This is a genomic window from Halomonas almeriensis, from assembly GCF_030409235.1.
Taxonomy (GTDB): Bacteria; Pseudomonadota; Gammaproteobacteria; order Pseudomonadales; family Halomonadaceae; genus Halomonas; species Halomonas almeriensis.
In genome coordinates this window covers 12,867-27,434 of the sequence record NZ_JAUFPO010000008.1, presented here as the reverse complement: position 1 = coordinate 27,434, position 14,568 = coordinate 12,867, and the positions used below count along the sequence as shown (strand labels likewise).

Below are 14,568 nucleotides of genomic sequence, written 5' to 3'. Positions count from 1 at the left end.
GCGTCGATGGGCAGGCCCGAGGCCCGAGGCCCGAGGCCTCAGTCACCGGGCCGCCGGCTTACTAGTAGGCCACGCTCGGCAGCCAGGTGGCGATCGCCGGCAGCAGGAACACCAGGATGAGGGCGAACAGCTGGATGGCGATGAAGGGCGCCACACCCTTGTAGATGTCGGTGACTTTGATCTCCGGCGGTGCCACCCCTTTGATGTAGAAGAGGGCGAAGCCTACCGGTGGTGTCAGGAAGGAGGTCTGCAGGCACATTGCAAAGAGGATGGTGAACCACACCAGGTCGAAACCGAGTGACTGCACGACCGGCGCGACCAGCGGCAGGATGATCAGCGTGATCTCGACCCAGTCGAGGAAGAAGCCGAGCAAAAAGACCGCGAACAGGATCACCAGGATGATGCCGCTGGGACCGAGCGGCAGGCCGAGCAGGGCATTCTCGATGACCTGGTCGCCACCGAGGCCACGGAGCACGACGGAGAAGGCGGTGGCGCCAAGGAAGATGGCGAAGATGAATGCGGACGTGCGGGTGGTCTGGTAAAGCGATTCGCTCATCACCGGCAGCGTAAGCCGGCCGGAAAGAAGCGCCAGCAGCATTGCGCCGAGGGCACCGACGCCCGAGGCTTCGGTGGGCGTGGCGATGCCGGCGAAGATCGAGCCGAGCACGCCCAGGATCAGCGCCGCCGTGGGAATGACCGCCACAATCACGTCCCAAAGGACACGCGGGCCGATCTTCGGCAGGTTGTCCGGAACGGGGGCGATATGTGGCTGCAGCATGGGTCGCAGGATGGCGTAGGTCACATACATCGCGCCGAGCATCAGCCCCGGGAAGAAGGCGCCCATGAAGAGGTCACCCACCGAGGCTTCCGGGACCGCCAGGCGGTCCGCCATCAGCACCAGCATGATCGAGGGCGGGATTAGGATACCCAGGGTACCGGTGGCACAAGCCGTACCGACCGCGAAGCCCTTATCGTATTTGTTCTCCATCATCACCGGTAGTGACAGCATGCCCAGCAGCACGACCGAAGCGCCAATGATGCCGGTGGTGGCGGCCAGCAATACGCCGATCACGATCACGGTCACCGCATAGCCGCCGCGCACGGCACCGAACAGCTTGACCATGTTGTTCATCAGTTTCTCGGCGATGCCGGACTGATCCAGCATGATACCCATGAAGATGAACATGGGTAGCGCCACCAGGGTTTCGCTGCCCACCAGTTCCCAGATGCGCTCGGGTACCAGCTCCATGGACGAGTGATAGTCGAACCAGAGATCGGCGCCGAAGCTGTCGACGGCGACGACGCCGATGACGGTCCAGATGACCGCGGTGCCGCCCAGTACCCAGGCAACAGGAAAGCCGGTCATCAGCAGCAACCCGAAGGTGGCGAACATGCCGATGACGAATATCGCTTCTAGTGACATCAGGATTCGTCCCCTTTTGTGGTATCGGCGGCAAGCGGCCTGGGAAAGCCGAACAGCAGAGCCGTGACGCGCAGCAGGCGCGAGAGGGCAGCCAGTATCAGCAGCGCAAAGGAAAGGGCAACGACGGCCTTGAGGACCCATCGGTGTGACAGGCCGGCCGGCGACTGGCTGGTTTCTCCCTGCTGGAAGGAGCTGCTGGCGTACGGCACCAACTCGTAAAGTGAAATGGCGAGAAACGGCAGCAGCAGCACCAGGATGCCCGCCAGTTCGATGCGTCCCTGGGCCTTCAGGCTCAGGCGCTCGTGGATGACATCGACCCGCACATGGTCATCGGTGGTCAGGGTGTAGGAGAGCCCTAGAAGCCAGGCGGCCCCGGCGATGTGCCATTGCCACTCCTCCAGCGTGACCGAGCCCTGGTCGAAGGCGTAGCGCCCCACCACGGCCCAGATGATCACCGCGACCGTCACAAGCCAGAGCCAGGAGGCGCTCTTGCCGATCGCGGTCATGGCGCTGTCGAGGACTCGGCTGATGCGCGTTTGCGGAAGCTCGGTATGGTGATGAAGCACTTCCTCGGCGATTCTCTCCGCCTCGGCCGTGGTCCTGGCGCGGTCTTCCTGTGGTTTCCGATCAGGTGCCTTCATGGCTTCCTCGCATGCCAAGAGAGGCCCGTCATGACGGGCCTCTCGGCGGTTACACAGGCGGATGGGCCGGGAGGTTGTCCGCCCTGTCGACTACTGGTCTCTATTCCCGGCGAGACCATGCGATTGCCCCGTTCGCTGTCCGTGCCTGTTACAGGTCCGCAGGCACGTAGGCGCGCTTGTCCCAGACCTTGTAACTCTCCATAAAGGCCTGCTGGCTCTCGTAGACGCGCTCGAAGTCCGCGTCCTTGGCAGCCTCCTCCTCGAGCACTTCCTGGGTAACATCGCGCAGCTCGCGAAGGACATCGTCTGGGATCTGGTTGGCATTGACGCCCTTCTCCTGGAACTCCTGCAACACCTTGCCGTTCTTGTACTCGCCTTCGGCAAGCCCACGAGTGGTGGCGGCGGTGCAGGATGCGTCCACCAGGGCCTTCTGGGCCTCGGTGGTACGATCCCACTCATCCTGGTTGATCAGCATGTACTGGGCAGTGAACTGCTGGTGCCAGCCGGGGAAGAGGTTGTACTTCACCACCTGGTTGAAGCCCAGAATCTGGTCGATGGCGGGCATCGAGAACTCGGTGGCGTCGATGGTGCCCTTCTCCAGTGCCTGGAACAGCTCGCCGCCCGGCATCATGGTCACGGAGGCGCCAAGCTTTTCCAGCACCTTGCCGCCGAGGCCGGCGAAGCGAATCTTGAGGCCGTCGTAGTCCTCCAGGGTCTCGATCGGCTTCGAGTACCAGCCAGCCGTTTCCGGCCCGATGATGCCGCACAGCTGGGCATGCACGTCGAAACCCTTGTTGGCGTAGACTTCCTGCAGCATCTCGTGGCCGCCACCGTAGTAGTACCAGGCAGTAAAGGCCCACGGCTTCATGCCGAAAGGCACGGCCGCAAACAGCGGGATGGCGGGAACCTTGCCCTGATCGTAGCCGATCCAGGTATAACCGGCCTGGACCTTGCCGTCGGAGACGGATTGCAGTATGTCGAAGGCCGGTACCAGTTTGCCTGGCTCGTAGACGCGAACCTGGATCGAGCCGTCCGAGGCGGTGGTCAGGTTGTCGGCGACCCAGGCCGCCGGCGAGCCGAGGCCCGGCAGGTTGGTTGCGAAGGCGACCGGCATCTTCCAGCGTAGGTCTTCTGCAGCGGCGGTCCCAGTGCTAAGTGCGAGGGCGCCGGCGACGGCGACCATGGACTTGGCGAATTTCATCGATGAATTCTCCCTTTGCTCTTGTTGTGCTTGAGGTGGATACTTTCGCTTGATGGGGTGGGCCAACTATGTCTGCGATGAGCTTTACCAAGTATTCCCGCCTCCCCCCTCCAACATGCAACCCCTGTGCGTTACTGACAAAGTGGCCAGAATCAACGCTCTTTCTTTCGGCCTGCGAACGTTGTCGACTTCCTGCCGAAGCGGGGCAGGTGGTGGGAAAGGCCCTTGAGCCATTGGCACCCTGGCAGGGTCATTGCCTAGAGCGCTGAGGCGGCGTGGCGCTGTGCTCACCGTCGCTAAGAGTATAGAGGCTCATACGGGGTTTCAATCGCGGAAAATTGGTTTGACCAAAATAATCGAGTTAAAAAGAAAGTCCGCATAAATGTTCGTGAATTTGAAATGGAGTGATCTTCGCCAATAATAGCAAGAAATGGCATTAATAACGTTTTTTTCGTCACTTGCTCTGATTCCTTTAAACCTGTCTTGTTGACGAACATTGCGACGAATGGCTAATGGGCGAGTTGAGAACATGGTGGTCCAACTCATTTTGGTGGGGGTGTTGATGATTAGCGAAGGGCGGCATGTTGGCGCGAGCTGAAGAGCTGCTTAATTGGACTGGCCAATTGAAGGGGTGTCGCTGCCGCGGTCTGGTCTGGTTGAGCGGTACCTCCGATGCCTGCCGTCGGGAGGCTCTGGCGCTGTGGCAGGGTGTCGACTGGCACAGGGCCCTGTGGGTAGCCCCGCAGCGTCCGTCCAGGGTGCCCGAGTCGCAGTGGATACCCGCCGGCAAGGCGCGCACGCGGCTCGGCGGCGAACAGGATCTGGTGGTCTTCGATGCGGTCTCGGCGGAGGCGGGGTTCGACCCTGACGCCTTCGGCGCCCTCTCCGGCACGTTACGCTCGGGTGGCTTGATGGTATTGATGACGCCGGCTGACTGGGGCGCCAGGCCGGATGCCGATTATCGCCGCCTGGCCGAGCACCCCTGGTCGGCCGACGAACTCTCCTGTCGGTATCTGGCGCGTCTGGCAGGGCTGCTCGCCGAGGCGCCGGACATTGCCCGCTGGGAGGCGGGGCAGCCGCCCGTCACGCCGTCTTTCAGCGCCGCGGCTCGTCATGACGCCACTCCGCCACCGGCTGACACGGCCTGCCTGACCCGGGATCAGGCCGATGCCGTGACGCGGCTGGTGAGCCTGCGCCGGCGACGCCCGCTGGTGATCACTGCCGACCGGGGGCGCGGCAAGACAGCTGCGCTGGGGATTGCCTGTGCCCGCCTGCTGGCGCGGGGCGTGGCGGAGGTGCTGGTGACGGCCCCGCGTGCCGCGGCCGTGGCGGGGCTCTTCGAGCGTTTGGCGGCGCTGTGCCCCCAGGGCGAGCGACAGGGGCAGCAGTTCACGCTGGGCGAGGGCCGGGTGAGCTTCGTGGCGCCGGATGAGCTTCAGGCGCGGGTCGAACGTGGCGAGGCGGGCGGCGCCGGGCGCTGGTTGCTGGTCGACGAGGCGGCGGCGATTCCCGCCGGCCTGCTGGGCGACTGGCTGGAAGCCTTTCCGCGCATCGCCTTTGCCACCACCGTGCACGGCTATGAAGGGGCCGGGCGCGGTTTTGCCCTGCGCTTTCGCGAACGCCTGGACCGCCAGACACCGGCGTGGCGCGAGTGCCATCTGGCGGCCCCGGTGCGCTGGGCGCCGGGCGACCCGCTGGAGGCGCTGACCGCGCGCTTGCTGATGCTGGACGCGGAGCCCGAGGACGTCCGGCCGGGGCCGCTGCAGTGGCGGCACGAGTCGCGCCACGCGCTGAGCCGCCACGAGCCGCGCCTGCGGGCCATCTTCGGCCTGCTGGTGCAGGCGCATTACCGCACCACCCCGGCCGACCTGCGTCGCCTGCTGGATGCGCCGCACAGCCGGGTCGTCAGTCTGTCCCATGACACCTCAGGACCGCCGGGTGTCGCCGCGGTGGCGATCACCAGTGACGAGGGCGGTTGCGACGCCGAACTGGCCGAGCGCGTGGCGCGAGGCGAGCGTCGTCCGCGTGGGCATCTGCTGGCTCAGTCGCTGGCCGCCCATGCCGGCGAGCGCGAGGCGCTGACGGCGAGCCTGCGGCGCATCGTGCGCATCGCCGTGGCCGAGGCCTGTCGACGGCAGAGCCTGGGAGCCCGTTTGGTGGACGAAGAAGCGCGCGAGGCCGGAGAGGCCGGCATGGACCTGCTGGGCGCGAGTTTCGGCGCCGAGCCTGGCTTGCTGGCCTTCTGGCAGTCGCGGGGCTTTCGGGTGGTGCGTCTGGGCATGACCCGCGAGACCGCCACCGGCGAGCATGCCCTGATGATGGTTCGGCCACTGAGCGCGACAGGCGATGCCCTGGTATCGCGCTTGACCCGGCGCTTTCGGCGTCAACTGCCCGGCTTGCTGGCCTTCGAACTGGCCGAGCTCGAGCCCCAGCTGGTCCTGGCGTTGCTGGCCGAGGCGTCGACCGAAGGGCAGCCGGCTGAGCTATCGGACGAGGACCGGCGCGACCTCGAGGACGTGGCTCACGGCCAGCGCGACCCGAGCCTGGTGCGGCCGGCCATGCAGGCGCTGGTGGCCTCGGTGGCGCCCACGGGGCAAGGGGATCACGAGCTTGCCATCCTGGCGGCCTGGGCCTTTCAGGGGCGTGGCGATGCCTGGCTCGCCCGGCGGTTGTCGTTGAGCGGGGCGCGTCAGGTGGCGGCCTGGCGACGCGCGACACTGGCCGCCTGGCTGCCCTGACGGCGAGGCGCTGACAGCACTTCCCAAGCCTGAGGACGGCCGGTAGAGTCGGTGGGTCAACCACGGTATAGAAGCGCCATGAACGCACATCTCGAACAACTCGCGCCACAGGCAGTGTGGCGCCATTTCCGCACACTTTGCGACACGCCGCGCCCCTCGGGCCACGAGGCGGCACTGGTGGCGAAACTGGAAGCCTGGGCCGATGGCCTCGGCCTGGCGCATGATCGTGACGACTTCGGCAATCTGCGTATTCGCAAGCCGGCGAGTCCCGGCCACGAGGCGGCCCCCGGCGTGATCCTGCAGGGGCATCTGGACATGGTCGCCCAGGCCAATGCCGAGCATCCCCATGACTTTACCCGTGACCCCATCGCCACCCATGTCGTGGATGGCTGGCTGCAGGCGGAGCACACCACCCTGGGGGCCGACAACGGCCTGGGCGTTGCCGCGGCCCTCGCCGTGCTGGAAGACGACACCCTGACTCACGGCCCGCTCGAGGCGCTGTTCACCCTCGAGGAAGAATCCTCCATGGGCGGCGCCCTGAATCTGGCCGAAGACTGGCTGGAAGGCGATATCCTGCTCAACCTGGACTCCGAGGATCGCGGTCAGGTCTACATCGGCTGTGCCGGCGGTGCCGATGTGGTGGTCGGTGCCCAGTTTCCCACGCGGGCCGTGGAAGAGGGAGAGGCCTTGATGCGTCTCTCGCTGAGCGGCCTGACCGGCGGTCATTCCGGCATCGATATCGACAAGGGCCGCGGCAACGCCAACCGCCTGCTGGTGCGTGCCCTGCGCTGGCTCGAGGCCTGCGGGGCCCGCCTGGTCGACTACCAGGGCGGCACGCTGCGCAATGCCTTGCCCCGCGAGGCCTTCGCCACCCTGGCCATGCCCGAGGAGGAAGTCGCGGCGGCGCAGCAGCGCATGGTCAGGCTGCAACAGGAATGGCGCGACGAACTGGCGGGGGTCGATGATGGCCTGCAGCTGACCCTCGAGCCCATCACGGCCGACGGCAGCGCGGCCCTGGGGCGCGATGCCAGCCGCCTGCTGGTCAATGCGCTGCATGCCGCGCCCTGTGGCGTCGAGCGCATGAGCACGGCGGTTCCCGGCGTGGTGGAAACCTCCAACAACCTGGGCGTGGTGAGCCTGGCAGAAGGGCGCTTCCACCTCTGTGCCCTGGTGCGCTCATTGCGCGACAGCGCCGGGGCCGATCTGGCCGACCGCTTCGCTGCGCTGTTCGAGCTGATCGGCGCGCGCACCCGGGTCGAGAATGCCTATCCCGGCTGGGCGCCGGCCCCGGAGAGCCCGCTGCTGGCGCGTTTCTGCGACCTGCATCGTCAGCGTCTGGGCATCGAGCCGGCGGTCAAGGTGATTCATGCCGGCCTCGAGTGCGGCATCCTGGGCGCCAAGTATCCGGGACTGGCGATGATTTCCTTTGGTCCGCTGATCCGCGGCGCCCACTCGCCGGATGAGCGCGTCGAGATCGACTCGGTCGAGGAGTTCTGGGGCATGTTGCGCGCCCTGGTCGAGGACCTCTCGGGCACGACGGCGTGAAGGGGGCGACATGAGGGAAGCCTGGCTGGCGCTGCCGGCCTGGGGGCTGCCGCTGGGACTTGGCGTGCTGCTGCTGGTCAGCCTGGTCTGGGGCGTCGTGCAGTATCGCCGTCATGCCGCCGTGGCCGCGCGCCTGGCCGAGCGCGAGGCGGCCGCCCGGCGCCTCGAGCAGGAACTGACGCAGAGCGATGCGCAGCTGGACGGCAGTCGGGAACGTCTGGCCAGTGTCGAAGCGAGCCTGGCCCAGGCTCAGCAGCAGCTCGCCGAGCAGCGGGAGCGCTCGGCGCGCCTGGAAACCGAGCGCGATCAGGCCGCGTTGCGTCATCGCGAACAGGTGGCCGTGATGGAGGATGCCCGCGAGCGCCTCAAGGACGAGTTCCACCAGCTCGCCGGCCAGGTCTTCGACGAGCGCCAGCGCACCTACAGCGCCCAGAGCCGCGAGAGCCTCGAGGCGCTGCTCAAGCCCTTCCGCGAACAGGTCGAGCAGTTCCGCAAGCGGGTCGAGGAGCTGCATGGTCAGGAGCAGCGTGAGCGCGGCACCCTCAAGGCCCAGCTCGATCAGCTGGCCGATCTCAATGCCCAGCTGGGCGATGAGGCGGCCGGGCTGGCGCGAGCCCTCAAGGGCGACCAGAAGGCCCAGGGCAACTGGGGCGAGCTGATCCTCGAGCGGGTGCTGGAGCGCAGCGGGCTGAGACGCGACATCGAATACCGCCGGGAAGTCACGCTGCGTGATGAACAGGGGCGCCGCCGCCCCGATGCCATCATCTATCTGCCGGAAGATCGTCACCTGGTGGTGGATGCCAAGGTATCGCTGAGTGCCTGGACGCGTGTCGTCAATGCCGAGGACGAGGCCCAGCGCGAGGCGGCGATGCGCGAGCATCTGCAGTCGCTGCGCTCGCACGTACAGAGCCTGGCGGCCAAGGATTATCCGAACCTCTCGACGCTGCGCTCGCCGGATTTCGTGTTTCTCTTCGTGCCCATCGAGCCGGCCTTTGCGGCGGCCTTCGAGCGAGATGCGACGCTCTTTCAGGAAGCCTTCGACCGCCAGGTGGTGATGGTCACGCCGACCACCCTGCTGGCCAGCCTGCGCACCGTGGCGGGGCTGTGGAGCCTGGAACGCCAGAACGAGAATGCGCGGCTGATCGGCGAGCGCGCCGAGCGGTTGCTCAACAAGTTCAGTGGTTTCGTCGAAAGCCTGGATGAGGTGGGCCGGCACCTGGAGCGTGCCAGTGACAGTCATCGCCGCGCCATGCAGCGCCTGTCGACCGGGCAGGGCAGTCTGGTGTCCCAGGCCCGCGAACTCGAGCGCCTCGGTGTGCGCATGAAAAAGCCGCTGCCCGACGCCCTGGTGCGTGCCGCCGAGGAAACGGATTCCCCGGGGGATGGCGAACACAACGACGCCGCCCCGGAAGGCGGAGACGATGATCAGGATCGGTGATGGTAGAGACCGGATCTAGCCCGGAAATTGCACCAGACATAAAAAAGGCGGCTGAAAATCGGTTATAATTCAAGAGCCTAACCAAGAATCTACCGATACAGCCGCCATGACAAAATGTACCACGTCCACCACCTCGTTTCCACGCTGTAAGGGCCGTGAGATCACTGCCAGTTTCGACGGCGGTGAGATCACCTCCGATGGCGGCGCCTTGCTGTTCCGCCAACTGGATCGCGAGATGGGCCTGACTCGCGCCATTGCACGCCGACTGGATGATGCTCGCGCCTCTCGCCGTTGTCAGCACCGGGCCGAGACCATGCTCCGGCAGCGCGTGTTCGGCCTCGCCTTGGGCTACGAAGACCTCAGGCAACGGCTTCGTCACCACGCTCGGTGAGATCCAGGCCCGCACGCGCACCGGTAAGGCCGTGCTCACCGTGCCCAAAGGCAGCCAGCCCATGATCCCGTGCCCGATCTACAATCCGGACACGGACTGGATCTGTGCGGTGCACTCGAACGGCAACCTGCTGGTGTTCGGCGCCGACGAGGTGCCCGAGATGGCGCGGGGGAAGGGGTCGCGGCTGCTCGGCATCCCGGCCAAGGAGTTCGCCAGCGGCAAGGAGCGGATGATCGCGCTGGCCTCGGTGCCGGAGAAGGGCAAGCTGACCATCTACGCCGGCAAGCGCCACAGCACGCTGCGCCGACAGGATCTGGAGGAATACTGGGGCGAACGCGGCAAGCGCGGCACCCGCCTGCCACGCGGCTTCCAGAAAGTCGACGACTTGGAAGTCGAAACGTAGGCCGGCTTGTGCCCGGGGGGAACCAACGCGCTCCCCGATGCCGGCGCGCCCACCGCCGGCTGAAGTGGACCCCGAAATTCGGACCAGGTGCTAAGCTCTGATCATTCCGACAGGAGAACCCGATCATGAGCAGGAAACGCAGGCAATACAGCGCCGACTTCAAGGCCAAGGTGGCCCTCGCCGCCCTCAAGGACGATCAGACCACGTCGGAAATCGCTGCCCGCTTCGAGATCCATCCGACCATGGTGAGCCAGTGGAAGCGCGAGTTGCTGGAGAACGCCAACGGGGTCTTCGAGAGCAAGGGCGACGGCAAGACGGCCCAGAAGACCTAGGAGGAGATCGACACACTCTACCGTGAGATCGGCAAGCTGACGGTGGAACGCGATTTTTTATCACGCAGGCTCGATCGTTGAGCCGGGCTCAGCGCCTGGCACTGGTCGAGCCGCAGGCCCCCGACATCAGCCTCAGATGCCAGTGCCAGTTGCTCGGTATCAGTCGCTCCTCGGTGTACTATCGGCGCCAGGGCCTACGGGCCTACGACCTGGAGCTGATGCGCCTGATCGACAAGGAACACCTGCGCACGCCGGTCTATGGTTCTCGGCGGATGACGGTCCATCTCAATCGTCTGGGCCACCCGGTGAACCGCAAGCGCGTCCAGCGACTGATGCGCCAGATGGGGCTAAAGGCGGTGTATCCCAAGCCGTGCACCAGCCGTCAAGGTGAGGGGCATCGAATCTACCCCTACCTGCTGCGGGGACGTGTCATCGATCGTCCCAATCAGGTGTGGGCAACCGATGTGACCTACATCCCCATGGCACGTGGGTTCATGTACCTGGTGGCCATCATGGACTGGTACAGTCGCCGTGTGCTGGCTTGGCGAGTATCGAACACCCTGGATGCGGACTTCTGCATCGACGCTCTGGAAGATGCCCTGGCGCGCCACGGGCCGCCCGAGATCTTCAACTCCGACCAGGGCTGCCAGTTCACCAGCGAGGCCTTCACCGAGGTGTTGAAGACCCATGATGTTCGGATCAGCATGGACAGCAAGGGCTGTTATCAGGACAACATCTTCGTGGAGCGGCTCTGGCGCAGCGTGAAGTACGAGTGCGTCTACCTGAAGGCCTTCGAAGATGGCGCTCACCTGCGTGGGGAGCTGAAGCGTTACTTCACTTGGTTCAACAAGGAGCGGCCACACCAAGGGCTGGACGATGCAACCCCCGATGAGGTGTACTTCGATCCACCCCTGATCCAGGCGGCCTGACGCCTGATGACAATCCGGTCAGAGCTTAGCTCGCCTGTCAGGTGGTCCAGTGAATGGGGTCCACTTCAGCCCTGACTGCCCTGGTCGGTGAGCAGGCCAACGGGTTGTCGGCGAACACGGTCTCCCGGCTCAAGGCCAAGTGGCTGGATGAGCACAAGGATTGGCAGCGCCGGGACTTGAGCCAGAAGCGCTATGTGTACTGGTGGGCAGACGGCGTGTACAGCAATGTCCGCCTGAATGACCGGCTCTGCCTGTTGGTGATCATCGGTGTTACCGAGCACGGCCACAAAGAACTGGTGGCTGTCGAGGATGGTCACCGGGAGTCCGAAGCCAGTTGGCGCGAGCTGCTCACCGACCTGAAGGAACGGGGTCTGGAGCATGCGCCCAAACTGGCTGTTGGCGACGGCGCTCTGGGCTTCTGGAAGGCTTTACGCGAGGTGTTTCCGGGCACCCGTCACCAACGGTGCTGGGTCCACAAAACGGCTAATGTGCTGGACAAATTGCCCAATCGGTACAGCCAAAGGTGAAGTCGGCACTGCACGAGATCTACCTGGCCGAGACCCGTGACGGCGCTCACAAGGCCTTTGACAGCACCTTGCGGCGGTTCCGGGACAAGTACCCCAAGGCCATGGACAACCTGGAAAAGGATCGCAACGAACTGCTGGCTTTCTACGATTTTCCGGCGACCCACTGGATCCACTTGCGGACGACCAATCCGATTGAATCCACTTTCGCCACTGTACGACTGAGAACCAAGCGGAGCCGATCCTGTGGCAACCGCGACACCACGTTATCGATGGTGTTCAAACTGCTCCAATCCGCCCAGAAACGCTGGAAGCGGATCAAGGGGTTCGACCAACTCAGATTGGTCGTGAACAACGTCCAGTTTCGGGATGGAGAACGGGTGGAGGATCAATCTGACAGGAACGCTGCCTGATGGTCATACACCAGATTTGACAATAACTCGAAGCGTTACTTCACTTGGTTCAACAAGGAGCGGCCACACCAAGGGCTGGACGATGCAACCCCCGATGAGGTGTACTTCGATCAACCCCTGATCCAGGCGGCCTGACGCCTGATGACAATCCGGTCAGAGCTTAGCTCGCCTGTCAGGTGGTCCAGTGAATGGGGTCCACTTCAGGTTAGACTTGTACATGGCGTATCCTCTTTGTTGGTTGTGATCGTCGTGGTGATCAACCAACAGGATACGCCACCTCTTAAGCCTGCTTTCATACACCAGAAATCACCATAACTCGTCTCACTCGCCTGAGTGCCCCACTAGGACTGACCAGCGGCCAAGCTGGCGCTCGGCCAACCGGTGCAAAAAGCCAATCGAGGGAAACGACATGACTCGACTTCAAAATAAGCCTAGGCAGGTAGGGCTAGCGAGCGTCCTTGCGCTTACTGTTGGGCTCGCCACGAGCGGCGCAGCCCAGGCGGCGAACTGCACCACCGGGGCCAAGGCTGCCGCGGACATCTGGAAGGAGTACGACAACGTCGCCAAGGTGGTCGGCTGCTCGGCCGGCACGGCGGGTGCGGCGATCCTGAGCGCCGGCGCGACGCTGCCGCAGTCGGCTCAGATTTACAAAAAATGCTTCGAGCAGGCCGACAAGGTCGACGAGAGCAGTCGCAAAATGATCGCCCAGTGGAACAAGCTGATGGACAACGGCTGGGGCAAAATCGGGCCGCGGGAACTGCGGATCGGAAGCAGCTACGAGGGGAACATCAAGTCACAGCTCACTCGGATGTTCATCAGCTCTTCCCCGATCGCCGATCCGTTCGTGAAGCTGCGGATCCGCAAGCGCGACGAACGCGCGAACAAGGGCAAGACCCGCGTCACGGTGTGCAAGTACCCGCCCGGCGGTCCCGGCCACGGTGTCGACGGGGAGAAGGTCTGGAGTTTCACCATCGATCCCGGCCGTCAGAACCAAGGCAAGGTCTGGGAGCGCGCCTTTGCCATCCCCGGGCATGTGCTAACGGTGGCCTTCAAGGGCCAGAGTGCGGTCAAGGCGATGAAGTACCGGCTGGATACCGAGCGCGTGCGCGCCGACCACACCGTGCTGGTCGCGAGCAGCGATGTGCCGGGCTCAACTGGCTACGACCTGTCGGTGTCCGACTATCTGGAGCCGATCGCCGGGACCATCGCCGGGTATGATGCCAGCGTGGATGCCAACGACCGCTATTCCCGCAACGGCGCTCGCGGCACCGTCGGCAGCGGCAATGACGCTTACCGCGTGGTCGGCCAAGTTAATGACGTCCGGCTGAACGACCCCTCCGGTGCCCGCGTCCTCATCGACGGCCGTCCGCAGGGCAGCGGCGGCGGGAGGGACGCCGGCAGCGGGTCGGACGACCAAGTCCGCCAGCCCGATCATCGGGTGGTCATCGATGGCGGCCAGCACCGAGGTGCCACCGACTACACCCTGATCGTCTCGGGTCGCCTGGAGGGCCACGAGGGCCGTATGGACGGCTTCGACGTCGGCCTCGGGTCGAACGATCAGGTCCGCGGAAACCGCGCCCAAGGGCGGGTCAGCTCCGGGGCCGATGGGTACCGGGTGTACGGCACCATCCAGGACATCCTCGTCGACGATCCGGATTCCGCCACCGTCTACGTCGATGGCCGCGAACGCCCGGTCACCGAACGCGTCGGCTCCGGCGGAGACACCGGCGGCGCAAGCCGCGCGGCCGACAAGAGCCGCTTTGCTGGCACATGGACGAGTTCTTTCGGGGAGCTCCGTCTGCACAAAATTGGCAGCTTCCTGATCGGGGATTACGCCGACGAAGGCGTGATCGTCGCCAAAGTGACGGACGGCTGCGCCGCCGGCGTCTTCACCAACGGCGGGCGCAACGGCGTTTTCCGCTGGCAGGCCACCGGAAACGGCGCTTTCGACGGCCGCTGGGGATGGCGCGGCCAGGGACTGGGCAAAAGCTGGAGCGGCCAGCGCACTGGACCCGCCCCGGACCGGCTGACGAACTTCACCCGAGGATCCGGCTCGACGCAGTCGATCGAGCAGGACCGCACCGTCTTCGACGGCCGCTACAGCAGCAATTTCGGGCCCGTGACCCTGGTGTCGCAAGACCTCTTCCTAGTCGGCGATTACGCCGACAAGGGCGTGATGGCCGGCATGTGGGACGGCGACAGCTTCGTTGGGCGGTTCACCAACGGCGACCGGACCGGATGGTTCGATTTAGCGTTCTATTCCAAGAACGGCGAATTCCGTGATGGCCAATGGGGTTGGGTCGGCCAAAACAGCGGCGGAACTTGGACGCTGTCGGACAACGAGGGCGATGCCACCCCGAATCTCGGTTCTATCCCAACTAGCGTCACGTGCAATTGAGCGCTGATGTTTTCCGTTGCGTCCCCCGGGCAGCGGCCTACGCCGCTGCCCGGGGCTGCAAAAACGGATACGCATAGACCCCTCACAACGGCGGCAAATCACGCTGGTCTCGATTTCCGCTCTGGGTCACCTGCTGCCGCTCGTGCCCGCTCTTGTGTCGGCCGGTGTTCGGGGCTTACCGGCCCGAGCGGG

Annotated in this window: 9 protein-coding genes and 2 pseudogenes; 8 read left to right on the top strand and 3 right to left on the bottom strand. The window is 64.9% G+C overall.

Features of this window, described 5'->3' with window-relative positions; all coding sequences use genetic code 11:
• Nucleotides 1-61: 61 nt before the first annotated feature.
• The 3 genes from QWY74_RS06705 to QWY74_RS06695 form a co-directional block, all read right to left on the bottom strand.
• Nucleotides 62-1,423 carry a TRAP transporter large permease gene (locus QWY74_RS06705; RefSeq protein ID WP_264827857.1) on the bottom strand — a complete coding sequence of 454 codons (1,362 nt, stop codon included), beginning with the start codon at nucleotides 1,421-1,423 and terminating at the stop codon, nucleotides 62-64.
• Nucleotides 1,423-2,064: a TRAP transporter small permease subunit gene (locus tag QWY74_RS06700; RefSeq protein WP_264827859.1), complete on the bottom strand. Its 642-nt coding sequence runs from the start codon at nucleotides 2,062-2,064 to the stop codon at nucleotides 1,423-1,425. The genes QWY74_RS06705 and QWY74_RS06700 overlap by 1 nt, the downstream gene beginning before the upstream one ends.
• 148 nt (nucleotides 2,065-2,212) lie before the next feature.
• Nucleotides 2,213-3,265 (bottom strand): TRAP transporter substrate-binding protein, encoded by a 1,053-nt coding sequence (locus QWY74_RS06695; protein ID WP_264827861.1) that lies wholly within the window; start codon nucleotides 3,263-3,265, stop codon nucleotides 2,213-2,215.
• Between the two features lie 581 nt (nucleotides 3,266-3,846).
• Here QWY74_RS06695 and QWY74_RS06690 point away from each other — a divergent pair.
• From QWY74_RS06690 to QWY74_RS06655, 8 genes and pseudogenes are all read left to right on the top strand, one after another.
• A complete protein-coding gene (locus QWY74_RS06690) occupies nucleotides 3,847-6,003 on the top strand; it encodes a tRNA(Met) cytidine acetyltransferase TmcA (protein WP_264827863.1) in 2,157 nt (718 codons plus the stop codon).
• Between the two features lie 78 nt (nucleotides 6,004-6,081).
• Nucleotides 6,082-7,548: an aminoacyl-histidine dipeptidase gene (locus tag QWY74_RS06685; protein WP_264827865.1), complete on the top strand. Its 1,467-nt coding sequence runs from the start codon at nucleotides 6,082-6,084 to the stop codon at nucleotides 7,546-7,548.
• Nucleotides 7,549-7,558: 10 nt separating this feature from the next.
• The gene (locus tag QWY74_RS06680) at nucleotides 7,559-8,986 is read left to right on the top strand and encodes a DNA recombination protein RmuC (protein WP_264827866.1); all 1,428 of its coding nucleotides are present in this window, start codon (nucleotides 7,559-7,561) and stop codon (nucleotides 8,984-8,986) included.
• A gap of 106 nt (nucleotides 8,987-9,092) precedes the next feature.
• Nucleotides 9,093-9,377, top strand: coding sequence for a transposase (locus tag QWY74_RS06675; RefSeq protein ID WP_264827867.1), 285 nt, complete (start codon nucleotides 9,093-9,095; stop codon nucleotides 9,375-9,377).
• Nucleotides 9,378-9,408: 31 nt separating this feature from the next.
• On the top strand, nucleotides 9,409-9,780 hold the full coding sequence (locus QWY74_RS06670) for a hypothetical protein (protein WP_264827868.1): 372 nt from the start codon (nucleotides 9,409-9,411) through the stop codon (nucleotides 9,778-9,780).
• Between the two features lie 125 nt (nucleotides 9,781-9,905).
• Nucleotides 9,906-11,041, top strand: a pseudogene (locus QWY74_RS06665) (IS3 family transposase).
• 68 nt (nucleotides 11,042-11,109) lie between these two features.
• Nucleotides 11,110-11,978: pseudogene (locus QWY74_RS06660) on the top strand (IS256 family transposase); the annotation flags it as partial.
• A gap of 409 nt (nucleotides 11,979-12,387) precedes the next feature.
• A complete protein-coding gene (locus QWY74_RS06655; protein WP_290314028.1) occupies nucleotides 12,388-14,376 on the top strand; it encodes a hypothetical protein in 1,989 nt (662 codons plus the stop codon).
• The last annotated feature ends 192 nt before the right edge of the window (nucleotides 14,377-14,568 follow it).

Coding starts and splice junctions, on each gene's coding strand:
- QWY74_RS06705 (WP_264827857.1), bottom strand. CDS start 1,423: ATGTCACTAGAAGCGATATTCGTCATCGGCATGTTCGCCACCTTCGGG.
- QWY74_RS06700 (WP_264827859.1), bottom strand. CDS start 2,064: ATGAAGGCACCTGATCGGAAACCACAGGAAGACCGCGCCAGGACCACG.
- QWY74_RS06695 (WP_264827861.1), bottom strand. CDS start 3,265: ATGAAATTCGCCAAGTCCATGGTCGCCGTCGCCGGCGCCCTCGCACTT.
- QWY74_RS06690 (WP_264827863.1), top strand. CDS start 3,847: ATGTTGGCGCGAGCTGAAGAGCTGCTTAATTGGACTGGCCAATTGAAG.
- QWY74_RS06685 (WP_264827865.1), top strand. CDS start 6,082: ATGAACGCACATCTCGAACAACTCGCGCCACAGGCAGTGTGGCGCCAT.
- QWY74_RS06680 (WP_264827866.1), top strand. CDS start 7,559: ATGAGGGAAGCCTGGCTGGCGCTGCCGGCCTGGGGGCTGCCGCTGGGA.
- QWY74_RS06675 (WP_264827867.1), top strand. CDS start 9,093: ATGACAAAATGTACCACGTCCACCACCTCGTTTCCACGCTGTAAGGGC.
- QWY74_RS06655 (WP_290314028.1), top strand. CDS start 12,388: ATGACTCGACTTCAAAATAAGCCTAGGCAGGTAGGGCTAGCGAGCGTC.